This is a genomic window from Ureibacillus endophyticus, from assembly GCF_024159215.1.
Lineage (GTDB): Bacteria > Bacillota > Bacilli > Bacillales_A > Planococcaceae > Ureibacillus > Ureibacillus endophyticus.
The window spans coordinates 1,106,808-1,131,819 of the sequence record NZ_JAMYWW010000001.1; the positions used below are offsets into that span (position 1 = coordinate 1,106,808).

At 35.0% G+C, this 25,012-nt stretch carries 23 protein-coding genes; 22 read left to right on the forward strand and 1 reads right to left on the reverse strand.

All coding sequences use genetic code 11. The annotated features are described in order from the left end of the window. The first annotated feature begins 2 nt into the window (after positions 1 to 2). The 17 genes from cotE (at position 3) to NKR20_RS05470 (ending at position 18,472) form a co-directional block, all read left to right on the forward strand. Positions 3 to 608 carry an outer spore coat protein CotE gene (cotE, locus tag NKR20_RS05390; protein WP_121214000.1) on the forward strand — a complete coding sequence of 202 codons (606 nt, stop codon included), beginning with the start codon at positions 3 to 5 and terminating at the stop codon, positions 606 to 608. Between the two features lie 156 nt (positions 609 to 764). Further along, a complete protein-coding gene (mutS, locus tag NKR20_RS05395; protein ID WP_253424249.1) occupies positions 765 to 3,338 on the forward strand; it encodes a DNA mismatch repair protein MutS in 2,574 nt (857 codons plus the stop codon). A 66-nt stretch (positions 3,339 to 3,404) separates the two neighbouring features. Beyond that, positions 3,405 to 5,228: a DNA mismatch repair endonuclease MutL gene (gene mutL, locus NKR20_RS05400; RefSeq protein WP_253424251.1), complete on the forward strand. Its 1,824-nt coding sequence runs from the start codon at positions 3,405 to 3,407 to the stop codon at positions 5,226 to 5,228. Between the two features lie 33 nt (positions 5,229 to 5,261). Further along, the gene (locus tag NKR20_RS05405; RefSeq protein WP_253424254.1) at positions 5,262 to 6,884 is read left to right on the forward strand and encodes a glycerol-3-phosphate dehydrogenase/oxidase; all 1,623 of its coding nucleotides are present in this window, start codon (positions 5,262 to 5,264) and stop codon (positions 6,882 to 6,884) included. A gap of 15 nt (positions 6,885 to 6,899) precedes the next feature. Then, a complete protein-coding gene (locus NKR20_RS05410; protein WP_253424256.1) occupies positions 6,900 to 7,823 on the forward strand; it encodes an alpha/beta fold hydrolase in 924 nt (307 codons plus the stop codon). Beyond that, on the forward strand, positions 7,804 to 8,733 hold the full coding sequence (gene miaA, locus NKR20_RS05415; RefSeq protein WP_253424259.1) for a tRNA (adenosine(37)-N6)-dimethylallyltransferase MiaA: 930 nt from the start codon (positions 7,804 to 7,806) through the stop codon (positions 8,731 to 8,733). The genes NKR20_RS05410 and miaA overlap by 20 nt, the downstream gene beginning before the upstream one ends. Positions 8,734 to 8,793: 60 nt before the next feature. Next, the gene (gene hfq / locus NKR20_RS05420) at positions 8,794 to 9,030 is read left to right on the forward strand and encodes an RNA chaperone Hfq (protein WP_097072243.1); all 237 of its coding nucleotides are present in this window, start codon (positions 8,794 to 8,796) and stop codon (positions 9,028 to 9,030) included. A gap of 89 nt (positions 9,031 to 9,119) precedes the next feature. Next, positions 9,120 to 9,422: a rhodanese-like domain-containing protein gene (locus tag NKR20_RS05425; RefSeq protein WP_121213995.1), complete on the forward strand. Its 303-nt coding sequence runs from the start codon at positions 9,120 to 9,122 to the stop codon at positions 9,420 to 9,422. A 325-nt stretch (positions 9,423 to 9,747) separates the two neighbouring features. Continuing rightward, positions 9,748 to 11,001, forward strand: coding sequence for a methionine gamma-lyase family protein (locus tag NKR20_RS05430; protein WP_253424262.1), 1,254 nt, complete (start codon positions 9,748 to 9,750; stop codon positions 10,999 to 11,001). A 97-nt stretch (positions 11,002 to 11,098) separates the two neighbouring features. Then, positions 11,099 to 11,773: an adenosylcobinamide amidohydrolase gene (locus NKR20_RS05435; protein WP_253424265.1), complete on the forward strand. Its 675-nt coding sequence runs from the start codon at positions 11,099 to 11,101 to the stop codon at positions 11,771 to 11,773. After that, positions 11,774 to 12,730 carry an adenosylcobinamide-phosphate synthase CbiB gene (gene cbiB, locus NKR20_RS05440; RefSeq protein WP_253424268.1) on the forward strand — a complete coding sequence of 319 codons (957 nt, stop codon included), beginning with the start codon at positions 11,774 to 11,776 and terminating at the stop codon, positions 12,728 to 12,730. Continuing rightward, positions 12,696 to 13,772 carry a pyridoxal phosphate-dependent aminotransferase gene (locus tag NKR20_RS05445; RefSeq protein ID WP_253424271.1) on the forward strand — a complete coding sequence of 359 codons (1,077 nt, stop codon included), beginning with the start codon at positions 12,696 to 12,698 and terminating at the stop codon, positions 13,770 to 13,772. The genes cbiB and NKR20_RS05445 overlap by 35 nt, the downstream gene beginning before the upstream one ends. Next, positions 13,765 to 14,391, forward strand: coding sequence for a histidine phosphatase family protein (locus NKR20_RS05450; RefSeq protein WP_253424274.1), 627 nt, complete (start codon positions 13,765 to 13,767; stop codon positions 14,389 to 14,391). Before NKR20_RS05445 ends, NKR20_RS05450 begins: the two co-directional genes overlap by 8 nt. A 72-nt stretch (positions 14,392 to 14,463) precedes the next feature. Next, the gene (locus tag NKR20_RS05455) at positions 14,464 to 15,042 is read left to right on the forward strand and encodes a Bax inhibitor-1 family protein (RefSeq protein ID WP_253424276.1); all 579 of its coding nucleotides are present in this window, start codon (positions 14,464 to 14,466) and stop codon (positions 15,040 to 15,042) included. Positions 15,043 to 15,202: 160 nt separating this feature from the next. Then, a complete protein-coding gene (locus NKR20_RS05460; protein WP_121213987.1) occupies positions 15,203 to 15,604 on the forward strand; it encodes a MerR family transcriptional regulator in 402 nt (133 codons plus the stop codon). A 54-nt stretch (positions 15,605 to 15,658) separates the two neighbouring features. Next, positions 15,659 to 16,993 carry a type I glutamate--ammonia ligase gene (gene glnA / locus NKR20_RS05465; protein WP_121213986.1) on the forward strand — a complete coding sequence of 445 codons (1,335 nt, stop codon included), beginning with the start codon at positions 15,659 to 15,661 and terminating at the stop codon, positions 16,991 to 16,993. A gap of 121 nt (positions 16,994 to 17,114) precedes the next feature. Continuing rightward, positions 17,115 to 18,472 (forward strand): IS3 family transposase gene (locus NKR20_RS05470; RefSeq protein ID WP_253424279.1). Its coding sequence is split into 2 segments (ribosomal slippage): positions 17,115 to 17,568 and positions 17,568 to 18,472, totalling 1,359 coding nucleotides; the frame shifts between segments, so codons are not numbered across the junction. A gap of 66 nt (positions 18,473 to 18,538) precedes the next feature. Here the strand turns inward: NKR20_RS05470 and NKR20_RS05475 are convergent. Beyond that, entirely contained in the window at positions 18,539 to 18,949 is a 411-nt protein-coding gene (locus tag NKR20_RS05475; protein WP_253424282.1) for a hypothetical protein, read from the reverse strand. Positions 18,950 to 19,567: 618 nt separating this feature from the next. Here NKR20_RS05475 and NKR20_RS05480 point away from each other — a divergent pair. From NKR20_RS05480 to NKR20_RS05500, 5 genes are all read left to right on the forward strand, one after another. Then, positions 19,568 to 20,050, forward strand: a complete 483-nt coding sequence (locus tag NKR20_RS05480) for a type IV pilus modification PilV family protein (protein WP_253424285.1) — start codon at positions 19,568 to 19,570, stop codon at positions 20,048 to 20,050. 14 nt (positions 20,051 to 20,064) lie between these two features. Continuing rightward, the gene (locus NKR20_RS05485; RefSeq protein ID WP_253424287.1) at positions 20,065 to 20,493 is read left to right on the forward strand and encodes a PulJ/GspJ family protein; all 429 of its coding nucleotides are present in this window, start codon (positions 20,065 to 20,067) and stop codon (positions 20,491 to 20,493) included. 11 nt (positions 20,494 to 20,504) lie between these two features. Next, on the forward strand, positions 20,505 to 21,647 hold the full coding sequence (locus tag NKR20_RS05490; protein WP_253424289.1) for a hypothetical protein: 1,143 nt from the start codon (positions 20,505 to 20,507) through the stop codon (positions 21,645 to 21,647). A 320-nt stretch (positions 21,648 to 21,967) separates the two neighbouring features. After that, positions 21,968 to 23,317 (forward strand): VanW family protein, encoded by a 1,350-nt coding sequence (locus NKR20_RS05495; RefSeq protein ID WP_253424293.1) that lies wholly within the window; start codon positions 21,968 to 21,970, stop codon positions 23,315 to 23,317. 15 nt (positions 23,318 to 23,332) lie between these two features. After that, positions 23,333 to 25,009 (forward strand): GspE/PulE family protein, encoded by a 1,677-nt coding sequence (locus NKR20_RS05500; protein WP_121213980.1) that lies wholly within the window; start codon positions 23,333 to 23,335, stop codon positions 25,007 to 25,009. Positions 25,010 to 25,012: the final 3 nt, after the last annotated feature.

Here is a 25,012-nt window from a genome sequence, read left to right on the forward strand (position 1 = left end):
CGTTGAAACGTTTGCGTCAAATTGTGACAAAAGCGGTTGTCGCGAAAGGTAAGAAAAGAACAGAGAGCAGTGAGGTACTGCGTCCTTCAAATGTTCCAACGAGCATTTTAGGTTGTTGGGTAATTAATCACCACTATAGTGCAAAAAAAGTGGGGAAATATGTTGAGGTATCAGGTAAATTCGATGTAAACGTATGGTACGCGTATAATAATCATTCAAGAACAGCAGTTCATACAGAAACTGTTCATTACAAAGATCGTATTAAATTACACTACCGTGATGAAGAAATTATTGAAACAAATGATTGCCATGTACGTGTATTACAACAACCGAATTGCGTAGAAGCAATCATTACACAAAATGGTGAATGCTTCAACATTGTGATTGAACGCGACTTCTTAGTTGAAGTTATCGGTGAAACAAAAGTAGTTGTTTCTGTACATCCAATTGAGTTTGAAGAAGAATGGAGATTTGATGACAATGACGATGATGAAAGCTCATCATCAAGCTCTAGCTCAAGTTCCAGTTCAAGTTCTTCTGAAGCAATTAACTTTGGCAAAGGAAAATTCGGTCATATAAGCGACGAATCGTCATCATTTCATCGATAATAAAGTGAGAGCGCCATCTACTAAGTATTTAGTAGATTAATAGGCGCTCTTCTTTTTTCTTATACTTTTTACTTTTCAAATTTGTGTGAAACTCTAATATAACATCAATTTTTGTTATAATGAAAAGTATTAAGTAGTTTAGAGAGGAACAACAAAATGACGACATACACACCAATGATGCAACAATATTTAACAATAAAATCTGAATATGAAGATGCATTTCTTTTCTATAGACTAGGCGACTTTTATGAGTTGTTTTTCGAGGATGCCGTAAACGCATCACAAATATTAGAGATTACGTTAACAAGTAGAGATGCAGGGAGTAAAGACCGTGTCCCAATGTGTGGTGTGCCGCATCATTCTGCCCAAAATTACATCGAAACCCTTGTATCGAAGGGGTACAAAGTGGCAATTTGTGAGCAAACAGAAGATCCGAAGCAATCTAAAGGGGTCGTAAAAAGAGAAGTTGTTCAACTCATTACACCGGGTACTTTAATGGAAGGGAAAACAATTGATGGGAAGTCCAACCATTATATAGCAAGTGCAGAGCAACTAACAAAGGAAACTTTCTCCCTAGCCTATTTAGACGTATCAACGGGTGAATCAAAAACGACGATTGTTGAAGGGGGAATTAAGTCACTGCTTCAACAATTAATCTCATTAAATATTCGAGAATTAGTCGTAACTGAACAACTACAAATCTTATTAGAAGAACCAGCAAAAAATTTAAGCTTAGTTCTATCCCTTGAAAAAGAAGAAATGCCAATCGAGAAGTCCGGGAAATATATTGAACAGTTGCCTGAAAATTTACAAGGTGTTGCAAAAAGTTTATTACAATATGTAGAACGAACACAGATGCGTTCTCTTTCTCATATCCAACCCTTTACATATACCGAAACTAAGCAATTGTTACGGATCGACTCTAATTCAAAACGTAATCTTGAATTACTTCAATCCATTCGTGGAGGGGACCAAAAAGGAACACTTCTTTGGCTACTAGATGAAACTGTAACAGCAATGGGTGGTCGTAAATTAAAGCAAATGCTACACCAACCATTAGCAAACCGAAAGTTGATTGAAGAGCGCTTATCCATCGTAACGGATTTATTAGATGAGTTTTTTGTGCGGGACGAATTACAAGAATTATTAAAGAAAGTATATGATTTGGAGCGTTTAGCAGGACGTGTTGCCTTTGGGAATGTTGGAGGACGTGATTTAGCACAGTTGCGGGAATCCCTTCGTCAGGTTCCACATATAAAAGAGCAGTTATTACAAAGTGGAAAAGAAACATTAATACAGTTGGGTAACTCATTGGATGAATGTAATGAAATTGAAGAGTTGCTATCCCGTGCGATTACAGATCACCCCCCAATTGCCATTAAAGAAGGCGATGTAATTCGTGACGGTTATAATGAAAAATTAGATGAACTGCGCTATGCGGCACGAAACGGAAAAGATTGGATTGCCCAACTAGAGCAAAAAGAAAGAGAATTAACGGGCATTAAAAATTTGAAAATCGGCTATAACCGAGTGTTCGGTTATTTTATTGAAATTACAAAATCCAACATTGCAAATGCAGATTTAACACGTTATGAACGAAAACAAACACTAGCAAACGCAGAACGCTATATTACAGCGGAATTAAAACAAAAAGAAGCCATTATTTTAAATGCAGAAGAACAAAGCTTAGCATTAGAATATGATCTTTTTGTGGAACTTCGTGAACAATTAAAAGAATTTATTCCACGTGTACAAGCTTTAGCATCGAAAATAAGTGAACTCGATGTGTTTATAAGTTTTGCAGTTGTTTCGGAAAAATATCGTTTCACGAAGCCAACCTTCCATGAGGGAAGAGCGCTTAAAATAATTAACGGGCGTCATCCTGTTGTTGAAAAAATGCTAAATAAACAGATGTATGTACCTAACGATTGTGTTTTAACAGAAGATAAAAATATGATGTTAATTACAGGGCCAAACATGTCTGGTAAAAGTACTTTCATGCGCCAAGTGGCATTAATTGTTGTACTTGCCCAAATCGGATGTTATGTCCCTGCAGAAGAAGCAGAACTTCCGATTATTGATCAAATCTTCACTCGTATTGGTGCAGCAGATGACTTAGTTGCGGGGCAATCGACTTTCATGGTGGAAATGTTAGAATCGCAAAATGCCATCACAAACGCAACGGAGAAAAGTCTATTGTTATTTGATGAAATTGGACGAGGCACATCTACATACGATGGAATGGCTTTAGCCCAATCAATGATGGAGTATATTCACAATAAAATTGGTGCAAATACATTGTTCTCTACCCATTATCATGAGTTAACTGCTTTAGAACAGCAATTACCAAAGTTGAAAAACGTTCATGTTAGTGCGACTGAAAAAGATGGGAAAGTTGTGTTCCTTCATAAAGTTCGGGAAGGTGCAGCGGATAAAAGCTATGGTGTGCATGTAGCGAAATTAGCTGAAATGCCTGATGAAATTATTGAACGAGCTCAAACCCTATTAAATCAATTCGAGTCTAAAGAAATAGAAGTGGCTTCAACTAATGTGGAAGCAGATGAACTTCAACTATCATTATTTGAAGAAGTACAGCAACCAAGTGAGCTATCAAATATAGAATTGGAAGTACTTGAAAAATTGGAGAAAATGAACATTATGGGCACTTCTCCAATCCAAGCAATTAATATACTTTATGAACTACAACAAGCACTTTTGAGTAAAAAATAGGGGATTGCTGTTTTTTGTCAGCATTCCCTGGGAAATAATTCGACAAAATTAAAAGGAGGTATTACCATGGGGAAAATTCAAATTATGGATGAATGGTTATCGAATAAAATTGCGGCTGGTGAAGTGGTGGAGCGACCATCTTCTGTTGTGAAAGAGTTAGTCGAGAATGCCATTGATGCTGGAAGTACATCCATAGAAGTTTTTCTTGAAGAAGCAGGGTTAACCTCCATACAAGTTACAGATAATGGAAGTGGGATGGATGAAGAAGATGCATTAAAATCCTTCTCCCGCCACGCAACATCTAAAATTTCCAATGAACATGATTTATTCCGTATTCGAACACTCGGATTCCGTGGTGAAGCATTGGCATCAATTGCTTCGGTTTCAAAGGTTGTGCTAAAAACTTCAGATGGCCAACATTCAGGTGTAGAAATCGAATTAGACGGTGGCCATGTAGTGTCGATGAAACCGACAGCTTTTCGAAAAGGAACAGATATTACAGTGTCCCAACTTTTTTTCAATACACCAGCAAGATTAAAATATTTAAAAACCATTCAAACCGAACTTGGGCATTCTATTGACTATATGAATAGATTAGCATTAAGTAATCCAGATATTGCGTTTAAATTAGTACATAATGGTGGAACACTTCTACTAACGAATGGTAGAGGAAATGTTCAACAAGTAATTGCAGCAATCTATGGAGTTCAAAATGCTAAAAAAATGATTTCCTTTAGTGCTGAGTCACAAGATTATAAGATACATGGCTATGCAAGTTTACCTGAAGTAACGCGAGCATCAAAGAATTATATGTCAATTTTTGTAAACGGACGTTATGTGAAACATTATCTTCTACAAAAGGCAATAGTCGATGCCTATCACACATATTTGCCAATTGAACGATATCCAATCGTTGTGATGTATATCGAAGGCGATCCATACTTAACGGATGTGAATGTTCACCCGGCAAAATTGCAAATTCGATTAAGTAAAGAACAGGAATTATTACCGTTAGTAGAAGATGCAGTTCGTAAGGCTATTCGTTCAGCAATACATGTTCCTTTGGCAGAAAAAAAGGAAAAACCAGTGAAAGTGCCAAGTGAACAAATGAATATTTGGAAACCAGCACCAACGTTTAATCAAACGAAAATGAATGAGATTGTGGAAAAGTTGAATGACTCTATAGTGAAAGAACCAACTGTAGAAGAATTCCCTATTAATGAGGTTGTTTCTGAAGAGCCAGAGCCAACACCAATAATAATTGAAGAAGAACCTGTACCTATGCCTGTGGAAGAGAAAAAAGAACCTTTCCCACAACTAGAGATTGTTGGGCAAATTCACGGGACTTATATTGTTGCACAAATGGAAGATGGATTTTATTTAATTGATCAACATGCAGCACAAGAACGAATAAAATATGAATATTTCCGTGAAAAAGTAGGCGATGTTAATCCTAATGAACGCCAATCTTTATTGTTGCCGTTAACGTTCCATTATGCTGCCGATGAAGCATTAATTCTAAAAGAGAATTTGCATTCATTGGAAGAAGTGGGCGTATTTTTAGAAGACTTTGGGCAATCTTCATTTGTAGTGAGGGAACATCCGACATGGTTTCCAAAAGGCTTTGAACAGGAAATTATTGAAGAATTAATAGAACAAGTTTTGAAAACGAAAAAAACAGATGTGAAAAAATTACGAGAAGAAGCAGCCATTATGATGAGTTGTAAAAAATCGATTAAAGCAAATCACTATTTAACAAAAGAACAAATGGTTGCATTGCTCGATGATTTAAAGAAAGCAGACAATCCTTTCACCTGCCCTCATGGAAGACCGGTCATGATTCACTTTTCTTCTTATGAAGTAGAAAAAATGTTTAAACGTGTAATGTAGATTTACCTATTTGAAATAAAAGGGGTAATCGTTATGTTTTCATATAAAGAAAGGTCTACTATTCTTAATACTTTGAATCACTATTCCTTTGATGTCCTTGTCATTGGTGGGGGAATAACGGGTGCTGGTATTGCGTTAGATGCCGCGTCCCGTGGTTTATCCGTTGCATTGGTTGACATGCAAGATTTTGCAGCTGGAACATCAAGCCGTTCAACCAAATTGATTCACGGTGGGCTTCGATATTTAAAACAATTTGAAATTGGCCTTGTTGCAGAAGTTGGGCGAGAACGGGAAATTGTATATGAAAATGCCGTTCATGTAACAAAGCCTGAGTGGATGTTGCTTCCTTTATATAAAAAAGGAACTTTAGGGAAGTTTACAACTCGTGCTGCTCTTACCCTTTATGATCGACTTGCACGAGTGCGTCCAAATGAGCGAAGAAAAATGCTTAATAAAAAGGAAACACTTCAAAAAGTACCCATTCTAAAAGAAGACGGTTTATTAGGTGCAGGTTATTATGTTGAATATAAAACGGATGATGCCCGCTTAACATTGGAAGTGATTAAAAAGGCACTAGAGTTTAAAGCGGTTTGTATTAACTATGCTCGAGTTAATGGCTTTGAATATAAAAAGAAAAAAATTGTTGCAGCAAACGTGCGTGATGAAATTTCAGGAATATCCATCACTATACATGCTCATCAGATTGTTAATGCAACTGGTCCGTGGGTGGATGATGTTAGGAAAATGGATAAAGTGCATAACAACAAACAAGTTCGCCATACAAAGGGCATTCATATTGTTTTTGATCAATCAAAACTTCCATTACAACAGGCCGTTTATTTTGATACAGAGGATGGTCGAATGGCATTTGCCATTCCAAGAGGTGGGAAAACTTATGTTGGTACTACTGACACGTTCTATGATGATGACCCAATTCAGCCAGTTGCAAGTGCAGAAGATGTTACCTACTTATTAAATGCTACCCGATTCATTTTCCCTAAAATTAATATAACGGAAAAGGACATTGAATCTTCTTGGGCAGGCATTCGACCACTTATCTTTGAAAAGGGGAAAAATCCGTCTGAAATTTCTCGTAAAGATGAAATTTGGTCCTCTCCTAGTGGGCTTGTCACGATAGCAGGAGGGAAGCTTACTGGGTATCGACAAATGGCTGAAACAATTGTAGATGAAATTATAAAAAAACATAAATTTAAACATGCCCAAAAGAGCAACACGAAGTTTTTACCTTTATCTGGCGCTAAGGGATTAAATTCTATCAACTTTCATGACTTTGTTGCAAACAAAGCGAAAGAGGGAGAGCAACTAGGAATTTCATATAATGAATCGAAACAATTAGTAGAGAAATATGGAACGAATGTAGTTGATGTTTTTCATTTTATTCGCAAAGGAAATGAAACGAATCTGCCAAATCCCTTATACGCAGAGCTTTTATATTCCATCTATTTTGAAATGGCTTTGACGCCAAGTGATTTTTTCATACGACGAACAGGATATCTTTATTTCGATATGGAATTAGTAAAAAAATACAAAGATGAAGTTATCGAAGTGATGAGTAATACAATCGGCTATTCAGAAAGTGAGAAAATATTCTATCAAATGCAGTTGGAACAATTTATTGATGAAGCAACAATATAAAGGTGCGTGATAGGGTTGAAAAAACTAACAAAAGTGGTCTCAATGAGTGATGGACATGAAATTTTTGTACGGATTTATGAACCATCCAGCAATCCCATTGGAAATTTTCACATTTTGCATGGGATGTCAGAACATGGTGGTCGGTATGATGCTTTCGCTATGAATTTATGTGAGCAAGGTTATATTGTCATTGTTCACGATCATCGTGGACATGGTAAAACAGCGGAACTGAATGGAAGACTTGGTTTTTTTGCTGACCAAGATGGTTTTGAACGAGTGGTGCAAGACGTTTATGAGCTTGTTCAAAACTTTCGTCTCTATTCAGAAAATGAAACTGTACTATTTGGACATAGTATGGGTTCCTTTATTGCCCGTCGTTATATACAACTCTATAATGACATTGATAAATGCATCTTATGTGGAACCGGAAATACAACATTTGCACACAGAATAGGTAATACTCTTGCTAGAACACTTTGTTTAGTTCAAGGTCCAACAACCCTTAGTTCAATCATGAGCGAATTGAGCTTTGGTAGTTTTAATAAAAACATCGCTAATGTTAAAACGGCTTTTGATTGGTTGTGTACGAATGAAGAAGAAGTTGAAACGTATATAAAAGATCCAAACTGTGGATTTGTCCCAGCGAATCGTTTTTTTGTTGATTTAACAGACGGCTTGCTTTTAATCAATCAACAATCTGAATTAGAAAACATTCGAAAAAACTTACCCATCCTTTTAATAAGTGGGAGTGAAGATCCTGTTGGCAATCGAGGTGCTGGTGTCTTCAAAGTTGCCAATCAATATAAAAAAATCGGTTTATCTAATGTAGTTGTATATCTTTTTGAAGGTATGCGCCATGAAATTTTAAAAGAAAAAAATAAAGAGCATGTGTTTCATGTGGTGTCACGGTGGTTAAAAAATGAAGGAAAAAGAAATTGAAGTTGTAGCTATAGTTGGTCCTACAGCTTCAGGAAAAACAGCATTAAGTATTAAGATGGCAAAAGAATTTAATGGGGAAATAATTAACGGAGACTCCATGCAAATTTATAAAGGGCTTGATATTGGTACTGCAAAAGTAACTAAAGAAGAAATGGAAGGGATTCAGCACCATTTGCTTGATTTCAAAGAGCCAACAGAAAGTTTTTCTGTAGCCGAATATCAAACCCTAGTACGTGCGAAAATTCGTGAAATTCAACAACGTAACAAGCTGCCAATTATCGTTGGTGGCACAGGTTTGTATGTACAAGCGGTATTGTATGATTTTCAATTCACAAAAGAAGATGTAGACGAAGAAGCGCGGAAAAAATATTATGATGAGTTAGCAAAGATTGGTCCAGAAGCAATGCATGAACGATTGGCAAAGCTCGATCCAGAAACGGCAAGCACCATTCATCCAAATAATACTCGCCGTGTCATACGGGCACTCGAGTTAGTAGAATTACATGGGGTATCAAAGGCAACTGAGGAACTAAATCGAGGAAATGTCCCACTTTACAATCATCTCATCATTGGAATGGATATGGATCGGGAAAAACTTTACGAACGAATTAATTTAAGAGTGGATTTGATGATGGAAAAAGGCTTACTACAAGAAGTAAAGTCATTATGGGATAGAAATATTCGTAACGTACAATCGGTTCAAGCGATTGGTTATAAGGAACTATATGCATATTTTGATGGACTTTTGTCGTTGGAGGATGCCATTGAACAGCTAAAACAAAACTCGCGCAGATATGCAAAAAGACAACTAACCTACTTCCGAAATAAAATGGATGTGCAGTGGATTGGGAATGACTGGGCGAAAATTGAAGCGTTTTCAAAAAATTTTATAAATCAAGAAGGAAATTAATTTCCTTTTGCCGAATACTTCCAATATAAGAAAAAAAGATATAGAAGAGGTGTGTACGGCATGAAATCAATCAATTTACAAGATACGTTTCTTAACAACCTACGCAAAAACAATCTATTCGTTACTGTCTTTTTATTAAATGGTTTTCAGCTGAAAGGGTTAGTAAAATCATATGATAATTTTACAGTACTAATAGAATCTGATGGTAAACAGCACCTTATTTACAAACACGCAATTTCAACGTTCGTCCCTTCTAAACATGTTTCACTAAGTTCGGAAGATGAAGTAAATCAATAAACAATTAATCGGCGAAGTGATAAATACTAGCCGATTTTTTCTTTTTTCTCTATAATTACAGTGTATATCAAATTTGGAGGTTCTGTTAAATGAAAACAATGTCAACGGAAGAACTAATTAACCTGTTAGATGCAAATGAAGATTTAAATATAGTAGATGTACGTGAAGATAATGAAGTGGAAGAAGGAATGATTCCTGGAGCAATTCATATCCCACTTGGACAAATTCCTGAACGTGCAAATGAACTTGATTCATCGAAAGAATATATTCTTGTTTGTCGAGGCGGAGTTCGCAGCGAAAAAGCTTGCCAATATTTAGAGTCTCAAGGCTTCCAAGTAGTTAACTTAGAAGGCGGCATGATGGCTTACGATGGAGAATTAGAATTTAAATAAAATACATGAGGACTGGTAATTCATTATAATTATCAGTTCTTTTATTTTATAGGGGGACAACTGATGTTAATGATGATGTTTCTTGTCGTACCAGCAATAGGGGTATTATGGTTTTTAAATTTCACTACTTTTTTAAAACATTTAAAGGATGGGAAAAGCACCCATAATCAAAATGTTTTAGGAGGAGCCTTAACGTTTATTTTTCTATGTGCTCTAATGTTTTGCTTCGTTGGAACCCATTAAACGTCCTTGTCTAAAAAATAGTTGAAATGCCTATAGGAATTGTTAAGATGGTAGAGGACGATAAATAAGGGAGTAATTATACATGACATTTATTTCAAATATAAAAGAAGAAACGATTCAACTTGCAAATCAAGTTGAAGAAAAAATTAAGCCTTATCTTGCAAAAGTTGACGAAATGGCATTTTTCAATCAACAGAAAGTATTAGCTGCATTTCGTAAACATCAAGTAAGTGATTTTCATTTACATCCATCAACAGGGTACGGGTATGACGATGAAGGCCGTGATAATTTAGAACGTGTCTATGCGGAAACCTTTGGAGCAGAAGCAGCGATTGTTCGTAGCCAAATCATTTCTGGTACCCACGCTATTACACTTAGCTTATTTGGTGTATTACGTCCTGGTGACGAGCTAGTATACATAACTGGTAAGCCTTATGATACCCTTCAATCGATAGTGGACGGTGGAGAAAAGGATACTGGATCATTAAAAGATTTTGGTATTAGCTATCAACATGTTGATTTAATTGATGATCGAGAAATTAATTGGGATGGTGTTCAAGCTGCAATTTCCGATAAAACGAAAATGGTAGCTATCCAACGTTCAAAAGGCTATGCAACAAGACCTTCATTTACGATTGATGAGATTCGCCTAATGTGTGAAAAAATTCGTGAAATCAAGCAGGACGTTGTAATTTTCGTGGATAACTGTTACGGGGAATTTGTTGAAGCGATTGAACCAACAGAAGTAGGGGCAGATTTAATGGCAGGTTCTCTTATTAAAAATCCAGGTGGGGGTTTAGCCAAAATTGGAGGCTATATTGCAGGTCGTGCTGACTTAGTAGAAAAATGTGCTTATCGTATGACGTCACCGGGAATTGGTGCTGAAGCGGGTGCTTCTTTAAATACATTAGCTGATTTTTACCAAGGATTTTTCTTAGCACCTCATGTAGTGGCACAAAGCTTAAAAGGGGCAATCTTTACATCCGCAATGCTAGAAGAAGTAGGAATGCAAACGTTCCCTCATTACACTGCGAAACGTACGGACCTTATTCAATCGGTTTCCTTCCAAACAGCAGAGCAAATGGTAGCGTTTTGTCAGGAAATCCAAGCAGCCTCCCCAATTAATGCACATTTTGCACCGGTTCCTGCCTATATGCCAGGATATGAAGATGACGTCATTATGGCAGCGGGAACATTTGTACAAGGGTCTAGTATTGAATTAACAGCAGACGGTCCAATTCGTCCGCCATTTACTGCCTATGTACAAGGTGGATTAACCTATGAACATGTGAAATTTGCTATTTGTAGAGCGGTGCAGAAAATTCGAGAAGCTTAAAAGCAAATAAGTTTCAGTTAAAAGCAGATAGCTCTTTTAGAAAAGCAAATAAGTCTCAATCAAAAGCAAATAAATTTAGCAATAACGAGGTTCACACATGCTAACATTAGATAATATTAAGAACTATGGAGAATATATTGCCGTTGAAGCACCACACCCTCTTCGAACATTTAGCTCGGCCATGCACAACCCTGGCTATGGGGAATATCAGTACTTTATTAATCGGACGGTAGACATTAGTTATAACCCTTTAGATGCCCACGAAGAAATGAAGCAATTTATTCAAACTAGTGGTTATTCGTTACATCAAACGGTAGCAATGATGACGGCTGTTGATATGAAGTTTGCATTTATGGACTTTTATGAGGATGGCGATACGTCCCTTGTCGTCCTCGTTACTACGGGTCTTGGGAATGCGGTAGATATTACCCGCTCCCACGAATACGCCCATCCCCCGAGAGTTGGTACGATTAATACCTTCATTTTCATAAATGGTCATTTAACGGATGAAGCACTTATTCAGGCGATGTGTGGTGCAGTCGAAGTGAAAACAAAAATCCTTTCAGAACACGATATTCGAGATCCACAATCAGGGACAATTGCAACGGGTACGTCAACAGATAGTATATGTATCGCCTCAACGCAAACAGGGGAAAGACATGAATTTGGTGGTTCCATCACAAAACTAGGTAAACTAATTGGAAAAGGATTGTATAACACAATGAATCGTTCTGTAGAAAGTTTTCTGGAATATAAAAAGGGGAATCGATAAATGCATATTATCGCTGTGATTTTTGGACAACTTCTAGATTTAATCATTGGAGATCCTCCAAAAATGCCTCACCCTATCAAATGGATTGGTTCATTCATTGCACTACTTTCGAAAAAATTAAATAGTGGAAGATTTCGTATTGTAAAAGGTGCCTTTACCGCATTGTTTGTTATTGGAGTCGTAACGGGTATTACTTTTACAATTGTAACGCTATCCTACAAAATTAATATATTTGTCGGTCTGTTTATAGAAATGATATTAATTGCCATTGGTCTTGCCCAAAAAAGTTTAAAAGAGGCTGCAATTATTGTTTATGATGCGTTAGATAAATCTGATTTAGATGAAGCTCGCTTGAAGTTGTCTTGGATCGTAGGACGTGATACAGAGCATTTAGAGGAACCTGAAATTGTGCGTGGCGTTGTGGAAACAGTGTCGGAAAATACAAGTGATGGGGTCACGGCTCCACTGTTTTATGCCATTTTATTTGGAGCTACTGGTTTATGGGCGTATAAAGCCATTAATACTCTAGATTCAATGATTGGCTATAAAAATGAAAAGTATATGGAATTTGGGAAAGTAGCTGCAAGACTGGACGATATTGCGAACTTTATCCCAAGTCGAATCACAGGATTTTTATTGTTATTCACAAAAAATAAAACGAAACGAAATTTTATGGAACGATTTAAACACTGGTTAGTGGATGCAAAAAAACATCCAAGCCCTAATAGTGGTTATTTAGAGGCGGCTACTGCTTACCAATTAGGCATTCAACTAGGCGGATTCAATACATATAAGGGAATTACGTCATTCCGTGCCCATATGGGAGTACCAGAGCAAACATTACAAAAAGAACATATAAAAGATGCGATTACTCAAATGTTTATTGTATCCTGGTTATTTTTGATCATCGTAGGAGGTGTTTATGTTGCAATTTCCTTCCCATGGAGCGAATTATGAACAATTGTATAAAAATTTCAATTTGGACATGCCAGAGATTGTTTACGATTTAAGTGAAAATGTAAACTTTTTAGGTTATCCGAAACAAATTGAAAACTTATGGCAACAATTACTTCCAAAAATCACAGCTTATCCAAATCCATTAGCAGAACCGCTTCGAACGATAATAGCAGTGAAACATAAAGTTTCACCTGAATGTATTTTAGTTGGGAATGGAGGGGCAGAGTTACTAACTTTTTATGCTCAACTATATAAGGGCAAAAAAGTGATACTTATCCACCCAACTTTTTCAGAATACAAAATGACACTCGAAGCTGCTGGTGCAGAAATTGTAAATGTTACAGTGAATGACCTTGTAAATTATGAATTACCTTTAGATGAAATAAAATGTCATATGAAGGATGCGGATTGCCTTTATTTATGCAATCCAAATAATCCAACAGGAGCATTAATTCAAAAGAATGCAATTTTAGAGTTAATTGAGCATGGTGAAAGTGTCGTTTGTTCTCTTTTAATTGACGAAGCATTTATGGATTGGACAAATGAAAAACATTCTGCAATTGAACTTGTGACATCTCATGAAAATGTAACAGTAGTCAGATCGATGACGAAAATGTATGGAATAGCGGGAATACGCCTTGGTTATTTAATTGGCCAACCAGACTTAGTAAGTACTATGCGAAACCGTTTGCCCCACTGGAATGTAAATAATTTAGCCATTTCCATTGGAGCTGAATGTTTAAAAGATGAAGACTTTCGATTACAAAGTATAAACGAACATCTCGCTATCAAAAACGAAATCATCCATTTCTTAAAGTCATATCATTGCGCTGTTACGAACAGTAGGGCTAACTTTTTATGCTTCCAATTGCAAAATCCAGAAGAAACCGAAAACTTCTATTTCCATTGTTTAAAACAAGGGATTGTTCTTCGACATACGAACAATTATGAAGGTATGAACGGGAAATGGCTTCGAATCGGTATGAAAAATCTTAAGGCAATGGATAAATTTAAAGAAGTTTTGGCGGATTGGCATGAGTAAAGTGGAATTGTATTTTGTTCGGCATGGAGAAACAGAGTGGAATAAAGAAGGGCGCCTTCAAGGATGGTTAAATTCGAGTTTAACAGACTATGGTAGGGAACAAGTAAAAGCATTACAACACGAATTACAGCAGTTAACATTTGATGCTGTTTATTCAAGCCCACTACAAAGAGCGGTGGAGACGGCGGAAATTTTAGTTGGTGACACTACGCATATCAAACTCGATGACCGATTAAAAGAAATTCATCTTGGGAGCTGGCAAGGACGGAAAATTAAAGATATTTGGGATGAAGATTATGATCGTTATTTTGCTTATTGTAACGAACCTCAATGTTACACTCCAGATAGTGGTGAATCTTTTTTGCAAGTGAGTGCGCGGATGACCGAACTACTTACGGATTGTCTCAATCAATATAAAAGCGGGAAAATTTTATTGATTACCCATGGTGTTGCTATTCGTGCTTTACTGATGAGTGTGCTTGCACTGGATTGTAATCAAATATGGGATTTTGAAGAAATTGAGGGTGCGAGTGTTACGAAGCTAGTTGCTGAAAATAACACAATAACGGTTCAATATATCGGGAAAATCATTAATAACCACAACTTCATTGAAATATAGTAATTAATAAATCTATAAAGATTGGGGTTGTGTATGAGGCAAATAAGTAGAAATCGGAACTACGACCTCATATTGAAACATTTTGCTGTAATGTGGATTCTAACTGTACTTGGTGCTCTAATTGCAATTGCTTTACCAATGTGGATTGTCGTTACTTTATCCATTGTTTGTATTGGTCTGTTGGTTTTGATTTACTTATTGAAACTTGCAAATGTTATTTTGTATTATTTGATTCCATTTTTCATGGGTATCTTTCATTTCTTAATCATCACATTGCTCATTGATTGGCTTGGAAAAGCATTGGTTTTATCTGTATTTATTGGAACCGTTCTTATCTTTTTATTACTTGCCTTTTTAGGGTTAAAATTAATTGCTGAGATTTCTGATACTGCAATTTATGCAATTTCAGTTGCCATTGTTTTTGTTGTCTTTGCATTTATTTATATTTTTATTCCAATTAGTAGTCATGTGATTCTAGTGTTAGCTGGATTGTTTGTATTATTATTTGCTATTTATACAGTCTATGATTTAAATAATATTCGCAAAAGTTTTGCTAGAGACAATGAAGTAATTGGTGTTGCACTAGGATTATATTTAAATTTCTTAAATGTGTTTTTCAATATCGTAGAGGTTACGAAAAAAAGAAGATAGTTTTAAGACGGGAGATTGTTCACTAGTCTCCTGTTTTTTTCGTTCAATTCTAAATTTTAGTCGATTTCTATTAAATTTTGTTATTAATGTTAGTTTTCCTAACATAACATTGACATTATAACTAACCGAGCGTATTATAAGACAAAGGGAGGTGAATTAAATGAGTGAAAAGAAAAAATCTAGTGAATTAAGAAGATCTATGCCACTATTACCAATCGGTACAGTTATGCAATTAACCGAACTTTCCGCTCGACAAATTCGCTATTATGAAGAACACGATTTAATTCAGCCCCATAGATCTGATGGGAATCGAAGAATGTTTTCTTTAAATGATGTCGATACTTTACTTGAGATAAAAGATATGCTTGAACAAGGCATTAACATGGCAGGTATTAAAAAATTATTTGATATGAAAAAGAATGCTGCGGTTCAATCCGTGCAAGCTGAAAAAGAAATTTCTGATTCAGAATTACGTCGAATTTTGCGTGAAGAAATGCGAAATGCAAATCGTCACCAAAAATCAACGTTACGTCAAGGGGATTTATCGCGTTTTTATCAATAAGACGCGTAAATTACAAATTTTTCGTTAGGTAAAAAAGTAGGAGTGTGGAATACTGTGGGTAAATACACAAAAGACGACATAAAACGTCTTGTAGAAGAAAAAGAAGTAAAATACATTCGATTACAATTTACAGACATTTTAGGAACAATTAAAAATGTAGAAATTCCCGTAAGTCAATTAGATAAAGCATTAGACAATAAAATGATGTTTGATGGTTCTTCAATTGAAGGATTTGTTCGTATTGAAGAATCTGACATGTACTTATATCCTGATCTTGATACTTTTATGGTATTCCCATGGACTACTGGAAATGGTAAAGTTGCTCGTTTTATCTGTGATATTTATACAGCACAAGGTGAACCATTCGCAGGGGATCCTCGTAACAATTTAAAACGTGTATTAAAAGGTATGGAAGAACTAGGCTTTACTCATTTCAACCTTGGTCCAGAGCCAGAATTCTTCTTATTTAAATTAGATGATAAAGGTGAACCAACGCTAGAAGTTAATGACCATGGTGGTTATTTCGACTTAGCACCAACAGACCTTGGTGAAAACTGCCGTCGTGATATCGTGTTAGAACTTGAAGAAATGGGCTTTGAAATTGAAGCTTCTCACCATGAAGTAGCACCTGGTCAACACGAAATCGACTTTAAATATGCGAACGTAGTTGAAGCTTGTGACAACATCCAAACGTTCAAATTAGTAGTAAAAACAATTGCTCGTAAACACGGTTTACACGCAACATTCATGCCAAAACCATTATTTGGTGAAGCAGGATCTGGTATGCACTGTAACGTTTCTTTATTCAAAGGAAATGAAAATGCATTCTACGATAAAGATGCTGAATTAGGTTTATCAGAAACAGCGATGCAATTCATGGCAGGAGTTTTAAGACACGTACAAGGGTTCACGGCAATTACAAACCCAACAATCAACTCTTATAAACGTTTAGTTCCTGGTTATGAAGCACCATGTTACGTAGCTTGGTCTGCTCAAAACCGTTCACCTTTAATTCGTGTCCCATCTGCACGTGGTTTATCAACACGTATTGAAGTGCGTTCAGTTGACCCAGCTGCAAACCCATACTTAGCTTTAGCGGTTATTTTAGAGTCTGGTTTAGAAGGAATTCGTGAAGGTTTAACACCACCACCAGCTATTAACCGTAACATCTATATCATGAGTGAAGAAGAACGAAAAGCAAACGGAATCGATAACTTACCAGCAGCTCTTGACGATGCATTAGTTGCTCTTGAAAAAGATGAAGTGGTAAAAGCTGCACTAGGTGAGCACATCTACGCAAACTTCAAAGAAGCAAAAGAAATCGAATTCGAAATGTTCCGTACAACAGTACACCCTTGGGAACGTGAGCAGTACTTAAAAATGTACTAATTGTTTTATGTACCCGGTACACAAACAATTCTGACAATTGTATACAATTTAAAAAGCATTGGAGTTTGAACTGCACCCCAATTGTTAGACACAATCTAACAATTGGAGGTGTAGTTTTTTTATGACTAAATTTACTAGTGATATCAAGTTAGCTATAGTTCAGGGGTTTAATCCACATATGATTTCACAAAAAGAATATGCGTCACAGGTGGGTGTTACAAGAGCACAATTTCAATTTTGGTTGAAGTTATATGAATTGCATGGTGAAGAAGCGTTTAAGAATTTCTATACAAATTATCCCGTACCATTTAAACTAGATGTACTTAATTATATGGTTCAATCTGGCGCATCACTAATGGATACAGCAGCTCTTTTTAAAATTCCTAGTTATACGATGGTGTATAATTGGCAAAGACAAATGGAGTACGGTGGCTTAGATGCCCTTGAGCCAAAATCAAAGGGGCGTCCATCCATGAAAAATGAAACAAGTAAACACCCAAAACAAACACCAGTAGAAGGTTCACCTGAAGCACTTCAAGCAGAAATCAATCGTCTACGTATGGAAAACGAGTATTTAAAAAAGTTGAACGCCTTAGTTCAAGCCAAGGAAAAATCACCAAAGAAGACAAAGTAAAGGTCATCTATGAATTAAGGCATAAATACTCGGTGAAGGCGCTTGTGGCATTCGCACAAATTCCACGTAGCACGTACTATGATTTAGTAAAGAAGATGAATCGAGCAGATCCAGATGCCGAGTTGAAAGCTGAAATTCAAGCAATCTATAACGAACACGAGGGCCGTTATGGGTATCGTCGTATTCGAGATGAGTTGGCGAATCGTAGTCAGAAAGTGAATCATAAAAAGGTTCAACGTATTATGAAAGAACTTGGTTTAAAATGCGTCGTGCGAATGAAAAAGTATAAGTCTTATAAAGGGGCGGTTGGCAAAATCGCACCTAATAGTTTAGACCGCAATTTTACAGCAGAAGTACCGAACGAGAAGTGGGTAACGGATATTACGGAGTTTAAGTTGTTTGGCGAGAAGCTATATTTATCACCTGTTTTAGACTTGTTTAACGGAGAGATTATTACCTATACGATTGGCTCTAGACCAACGTATTCATTGGTTGCCGAAATGTTAGAAAAGGCTTTAGAAAGATTGCCAGCAGAACATCAGCTACTCATGCATTCGGATCAAGGCTGGCATTATCAAATGAAACAATATCGCCACACCCTAGAATCGAGAGGGATTGTGCAAAGTATGTCACGTAAAGGAAACTGTTATGACAACTCGGTGATGGAAAATTTCTTCGGAATCATGAAATCTGAATTTCTTTACTTAAAAGAATTTGAAAGTGTCGAGCAGTTTAAATTGGAACTTGAAAACTATATAACGTATTACAACACGAAACGTATTAAGGCAAAATTGAAAGGCATGAGTCCGATTCAATATCGAACTCATGCCCAAACCGCTGCCTAAATGAAATAACCGTGTCTAACTTTTAGGGGTCACTTCAGTTTATGAATTACTCCAATGCTTTTTCATTTATTTCTTCCATGTTAATACGTTTGATAGTTCAGTAATGAGGGAGCCGTTTTCTTTATCAAAGATTTGTACAAGCACTCGTGATAAATTATCGTAACTTTCATGAGGTTGTAATTTTAATAAAATATAAACGTCACCTTCGTTATGCTTTTCAAAAGTCATGGTCGTCTTATCAATTTCAGGTTCGCTGTACCCAATAGATTGAATGGCTTCTGCACGTTCCTCAAATGTATAGGATTCTGCTGCAACAAAGGCTTCACTTAATTCCTCTTGAGCAATTTCAGATGCCGCTGCAATTTCTTCCTCTGAAAATTTCTTCGCTTTGTCTGAAACATCATAAAATATCGTAAGTGCACCACCGATTAATAACAAGATAATTAGAGTGATGGATGTAATTTTTACTTTGGACATGAAGATACACCTTCTTAGTACGTAATCGAAACAATTCTCAATTACAATGTACTTCAATCTCCGTAATAAAACTATAATTTTACGAAAATCTACCGATTATTTACTAATGGTTGTCACAATTTATATAGATTATTTCGTATTTTTCTGAAGGAGGAAAATCGACAGTAATGGGAGGTTGTATAAACAAGAAACACTTGTACACTCGGCTTGTAGATTAAAGTAGTCGAATCCGCAATTAAAATATGCACTACCAATTGAGATTAAAAAAATAGTTCTTTAAGATGATTCGATCTTTCAGAGGGAATGATTATTGCTGATGTTTAAGCTTCTGTTTCAAAAAAGTGATATCAAAAGGAAATTACAGCACATTAAGAATAATAGTATTATTAATTAAATCATAGATTATTTAATCAGATCCTTCTTTCCACCTATAGCTCCATGTGTATTTTTTAATCCATATTTACCATCATCAATATTAATAATTGAGATGTAATGAGTAAATAGTTATTAATATTTTATATGAATAACTTAAGTATTTTTTTGAAAAAAGTTGTAATATAAGTAAATAGTATATTTTTAATAGAATAAACTGGCATATTGATTTAGGAGGAAAAAACGTTGATAAACAATGAAAAGGGGATTTCATTAATAGAAGTCATTGCATCTTTAGTAATATTATCTTTTATTTTAATATCATTCGTAAGTTTTTTTCCTCAAATGGGTAAAACGAATAAAAGTAATGAAGATAAACAACAAGCTATAAGTATTGCTAAAACTGAATTAATATATTGGAAAGATTATTTTGAATTTAATGGACCGGAATTTAAAAGTTTTATCTCAACCCCGTCAAATTCTTTTTCATTTATTCAAACTACTGACGAAATCGATTCGACGGAAAAAGAAACAAAAATCATAATTAGTACAAAACCTCGGTCAACATATTCTAAACCTGTTTCAAATTATAGTTATGATTTAGTAATAAATACAACAAATGATTTAGAAAATGGTACAACAAATGCTTATCAAATTATTATCAAAATGTATAAAAATGAAACAATTCCTTTAACTGAAACATATGGTTATGTATTTATTAATTATTGATGGGGATGAAAGTAATGATAAATAATGAAAAAGGTATAACATTGATGGAGGTATTAGCTACATTAGTTCTACTTTCAATTATTGGATTAATAGCATGGAATGTTTTCTTTCAAGGCACTAAATATTCGAATATCGAACTAAAGAAAACTCAGATGCAACAAGAAGTAAATTATATTAATTCAAAATTAACGGATATACATATTAGAAATGAAACTTATCAGATTGATATTGCACCAGATTCTTGTAGTTTTTCTGTCTTGTATGGTGGGAGTATAGATGAATTTAAACATAGAGGTTATTGTATAAATATTGAAAGTTATAATTCCCCAACACTGTTAGATAATCCAATCAATCAAAAAGATATTGATTTAAAATTAAAAATCTCTGATAAAAGTAATTTAGACAATTACATTGAAGTAGATATTTTTTTGCATAAGTTGTAAGGAGGGTAATTATGAAGAAGTACTTTTATAATGATGAGGGCTATTCCCTATTAATAGTATTATTGATTATATCTATATTTACTATACTTATATTATCTTTTATAAGAATCTCTGCATCTACAACAAAGCAAAATATCATAGTAGAAGATAATTTTAAATCAGCTGCATTAGCTGAAATGGGCGTAGAATTTTATACAACTGCTATTGAAAATGAGTTAGAGAAATTAAGTTCAGTTGCAGAAAATGCTTATAATACTTATATTGCGAATGTTTCGAAAATAAGGGAAGTTACTCAAACTGATATAAAAAATGCAATTGATGAAGGTATTAAAGCAGCTTTTAATTCACTTAAATCAAAATTAGAAAGCGATTTAATACAATATCAAAACAAGATAGATATTGGCTCTAATTATGGTCAATTCTCCATAACTCCGGATCCATCTTTAATTACCTTTGATATTGTTAATAAAATAGCAGAAATAAAATTTGTAAGTACAGGTATACAAAATAATGTAGAAGAATCAATCGAATCTACTATTACTATAAACTTTGGAACAATGAATAGGACGTCATCGCATGATGAATTGATATCAGATCCAGATCCAAACAATAAATATTCAGTATGTATACCTAGTAGTTCAAAAAATAATCATGAGGGTTATTCAAATATTAGTTGTAAATTTGATGGTGAAAGAACTTTTACAAAACAAACTAGTATCTCATATTCAACTATTAAAATTACCGGAAGTGCAAAATTCCCTAATAAAATAGGGATTTCAAACTCTACGTTGTATGTAAGCGGTGATTTCTCAGATGGTAATGGAAATGATGCTATTATTAAATCTAATATTTTTGTTGGTAAAAATGCGGTGTTTGGAAATCTTAATAATTCAAAAGATGTAATTATTGTAGTAATGGGAAATGCTACAATTGGTAATATACAAGGTTCTGCGAGTAATGTAAAAATATGTGTTCATGGAACTGTAACAGGAGGAAGCAGTAATAATAGTGGTGTGAAGATTTATGACAAAAATAATAATCCAGAAGCATTCGAAGAAAATGGTGCTTGCATAGGTAATTCTAGTGGTGACTTAATCTGGGATGTTCCGTTCTTTGATAAAAACTATTCGTATAATTATGTAAAGCAAAATTAAACGATAAAAGATGGCACAATTTATAAAATTGTAGCTATCTTTTTTATTTAAATATTACGAAAATGTTACAATTAGAATTTTAGTTTTTGGGTTATAGTCATGAAAATATATCGTTTAATAGTGGAAGTTATAGTAATATAAAGATAGATTCCGTTAACATAAATATAAAAAATGTCACAAATCAATCATATTATATCTATATTTTAGGTATAAAGTTTTATATATAATAATTTGATATATTGTATGATATATTTATGGTAATTTTGAATTATTGGTAAAATAATCAAAAAATATTACAGGATTCTTACAAAATTAAAGAGGTGAGTAAACTGGTTATTCGTAAAAAAATCACAGTTTTAATTGCACTTATAGCTATATTTATTTATATTATTTCACCTTTAAATGTTTTCCATAAACATACTGTCTCTGCAGACGAAAAAGCACCTACGGGATCAACAATTGGTGGAGCCGAAGTTAGTGGTCTCAAAAATGAAGAAATTCAAAAAGTTGTAATGGATGCTATTCAGAGTTGGAAAACAGAACCAGTAACTATCTATGGTGGTGGAAAAGAACTATCTATTGACACAAACGAACTTCAATTCAATGTAGATTCAACAATCACTCAATATAAAGCAATGACAGACAAACCGTGGTATGACTTCTGGTCAAAAGAGAAGATTGTACACTTACCATTAGAAGTCACAATTTCAGAGGATGCCATGAATACTATAGAAAATGTATCTATTTGGGATAGTGAAGAAACAATTAATAGAGTTTTAGGACAAGCTTCCTATTTAAAGGAACATAATATAGAAGCTGAAGTTACAGACCTATCAATTATTGAAAATGATCGATTATCCCTTTCAATGGAGAAAATTCCGGAAGGGGCATTGGGAATATCTTATTTAGCTCAAGCAATTAATGAAACTGTCATCAATTCGAATGAAACTTTTTCATTGTTAGAAACCCTTGGTGAAAATAGTGAGATCTCAAACAAAATAGGTCTAAATTTCCTAGCATCAGTACTTTATAACAGTGTATTACAAACAAGTTTTAATATTCTTGAACGTCATTCACAGAACGAAATTCCCAATTATTTAGTACCTGGAATCGAAGCAGCAGTGAATAAGCTTGAAAATAAAGATTTACGATTTGCTAATACGACAGAATCACCTGCTCTTATTAAAGCGAGTATTGAAAATGAAATGTTAAAACTTGAAATGTACTCTAGTTTGAAAGAAAGTGAAGTCACTGTCCAAGTTAATCAGGATGAAATCATTATGCCAAGAATTATAAATCGATTCTCAACAGATTTACCTACTGGACAAGCAAAAATCATACAAGAAGGTAAGAATGGTGTAAGAATTTCGGTCTGTCGAACTATTGAAAAAAATGGTAATATCGTAGAAGAACAAATTAGTCGTGACTATTATCCTCCGACAAATCAAATTGTTCTAAAATCTTCAAGACAAGTACTAGAATCTGATTCAGAAAATCCGCTAACAGACGATGATTTGAATCTCGATTTAAATGGAGATGGATTACCTGACTTAGACAATTATCTGCCAAGTAACCCATCTGATTTAGTTCCGAATGACTTACCAAAAGATGAAGATGAATTACCACCAGGTAGCTATTATGATAAAGGTGGAAATTTAGTCACTCCATAGAGAGGAGAACAGTAGATGAAACCTTCTTCACGTAAACGCCTAGGGGATTTGCTTGTAGATGCTGGTGCGATTACGAGTGAGCAACTAGACTATGCCCTTACAACAAAAAGTAGGGAAGAAAAAATTGGGGATTTCCTCATTAAACAAAAAATTATTACAGAGCAACAATTAATAGAAGTTTTAGAGTTTCAATTAGGCATTCCACACGTACACTTAAATCAGTTTACGATTGACCCTGAATTATTACATTTAGTTCCTGCAGAGTTAGCAAAACGAGCAATGGTCATGCCGATTCGTCGAGATCGAAATAAACTATTTATTGCCATGGCTGACCCTATGGACTACTTCGCTATTGAAGAAGTACGTATGGCAACTGGATGTCAAATTGAGACCAGTATTGCTGCAAAAGATGATTTATATCGAACAATTACGAAATATTATGACCTCCAAGAATCCATGGAAGCTGCACTTTCTGATATTGGTCTGGCAGCAACAACTGCTGATGCACCACCACAACAAGAGATGACTGACGAGGATTCACCAATTGTCCGATTAGTAAACCAAATCATTGCAAATGGTGTTGCTCAAAAAGCGAGTGATATTCACTTTGACCCGCATGAAAACGAATTTAAAGTTCGATATCGAATTGATGGAATATTACGAACAGAGCGATCTTTACCAAAACATATGCAAAATATGATGACAGCCCGTGTGAAAATTATGGGGGATTTAAACATTACCGATAACCGTACACCCCAAGACGGACGTATTCGAACAACTGTAAACTTTAAGCCAATTGATATTCGTCTTTCAACATTACCAACGATATACGGTGAAAAAATCGTAATGCGTATACTTGATGTAACAAATGCAGCAAATGATATAACAAAACTCGGATTTACAAGAAAAAATGAAAATTTATTCCGTGATATGATTGCACGTCCTAATGGAATTGTATTAATTACTGGTCCAACAGGTTCAGGTAAATCATCAACTTTATATGCTGCTCTGTCAAATTTAAATAATGAAGATGTTAATATTATTACTGTTGAAGATCCTGTTGAATATCAATTAATTGGTGTAAACCAAATCCAAGTAAATGAAGATGTAGGGTTAACCTTTGCTTCAGGTTTACGTTCAATCTTGCGTCAAGACCCTGATATTATCATGATTGGGGAGATACGTGACTTGGAGACGGCTGAAATTGCAGTACGTGCTTCATTAACTGGTCACTTAGTGTTAAGTACACTGCATACAAATAGTGCAGTTGAATCGATTGCCCGCTTAAGAGATATGGGTATTGAACCATTATTAATTTCATCATCACTCGTTGGGGTAGTAGCACAACGTTTAGTGCGAAGAATTTGTCGAGACTGTGCTGAAACGACTGAAGCAACTGAACGGGAAAAAGAAATTTTTGCAGATAATGGATTACATGTAACGACATTGAAAAAGGGACGAGGTTGTCCTTCTTGTAATCAAACTGGTTATAAAGGCCGCTTAGCAATTCACGAAGTATTACCTGTTGATCGCAATATAAAAGATTTGATTTTAAATAACGGTAGTACGGCACAATTGCAAGATTATATGAATAAAGAAGGATACAATACTTTATTAGTAGATGGCCTACTTAAAGTTATAGATGGTTTAACAACAACTGAGGAAGTAGTTCGAGTAGCTACAACAGAATAGGGA

What these genes read in the sequence shown, in the direction of transcription:
- mutS (WP_253424249.1), top strand. Translation starts at nt 765, where the DNA reads ATGACGACATACACACCAATGATGCAACAATATTTAACAATAAAATCT.
- mutL (WP_253424251.1), top strand. Translation starts at nt 3,405, where the DNA reads ATGGGGAAAATTCAAATTATGGATGAATGGTTATCGAATAAAATTGCG.
- NKR20_RS05405 (WP_253424254.1), top strand. Translation starts at nt 5,262, where the DNA reads ATGTTTTCATATAAAGAAAGGTCTACTATTCTTAATACTTTGAATCAC.
- miaA (WP_253424259.1), top strand. Translation starts at nt 7,804, where the DNA reads ATGAAGGAAAAAGAAATTGAAGTTGTAGCTATAGTTGGTCCTACAGCT.
- hfq (WP_097072243.1), top strand. Translation starts at nt 8,794, where the DNA reads ATGAAATCAATCAATTTACAAGATACGTTTCTTAACAACCTACGCAAA.
- NKR20_RS05425 (WP_121213995.1), top strand. Translation starts at nt 9,120, where the DNA reads ATGAAAACAATGTCAACGGAAGAACTAATTAACCTGTTAGATGCAAAT.
- NKR20_RS05430 (WP_253424262.1), top strand. Translation starts at nt 9,748, where the DNA reads ATGACATTTATTTCAAATATAAAAGAAGAAACGATTCAACTTGCAAAT.
- NKR20_RS05435 (WP_253424265.1), top strand. Translation starts at nt 11,099, where the DNA reads ATGCTAACATTAGATAATATTAAGAACTATGGAGAATATATTGCCGTT.
- cbiB (WP_253424268.1), top strand. Translation starts at nt 11,774, where the DNA reads ATGCATATTATCGCTGTGATTTTTGGACAACTTCTAGATTTAATCATT.
- NKR20_RS05445 (WP_253424271.1), top strand. Translation starts at nt 12,696, where the DNA reads ATGTTGCAATTTCCTTCCCATGGAGCGAATTATGAACAATTGTATAAA.
- NKR20_RS05450 (WP_253424274.1), top strand. Translation starts at nt 13,765, where the DNA reads ATGAGTAAAGTGGAATTGTATTTTGTTCGGCATGGAGAAACAGAGTGG.
- NKR20_RS05460 (WP_121213987.1), top strand. Translation starts at nt 15,203, where the DNA reads ATGAGTGAAAAGAAAAAATCTAGTGAATTAAGAAGATCTATGCCACTA.
- NKR20_RS05475 (WP_253424282.1), bottom strand. Translation starts at nt 18,949, where the DNA reads ATGTCCAAAGTAAAAATTACATCCATCACTCTAATTATCTTGTTATTA.
- NKR20_RS05485 (WP_253424287.1), top strand. Translation starts at nt 20,065, where the DNA reads ATGATAAATAATGAAAAAGGTATAACATTGATGGAGGTATTAGCTACA.
- NKR20_RS05490 (WP_253424289.1), top strand. Translation starts at nt 20,505, where the DNA reads ATGAAGAAGTACTTTTATAATGATGAGGGCTATTCCCTATTAATAGTA.
- NKR20_RS05500 (WP_121213980.1), top strand. Translation starts at nt 23,333, where the DNA reads ATGAAACCTTCTTCACGTAAACGCCTAGGGGATTTGCTTGTAGATGCT.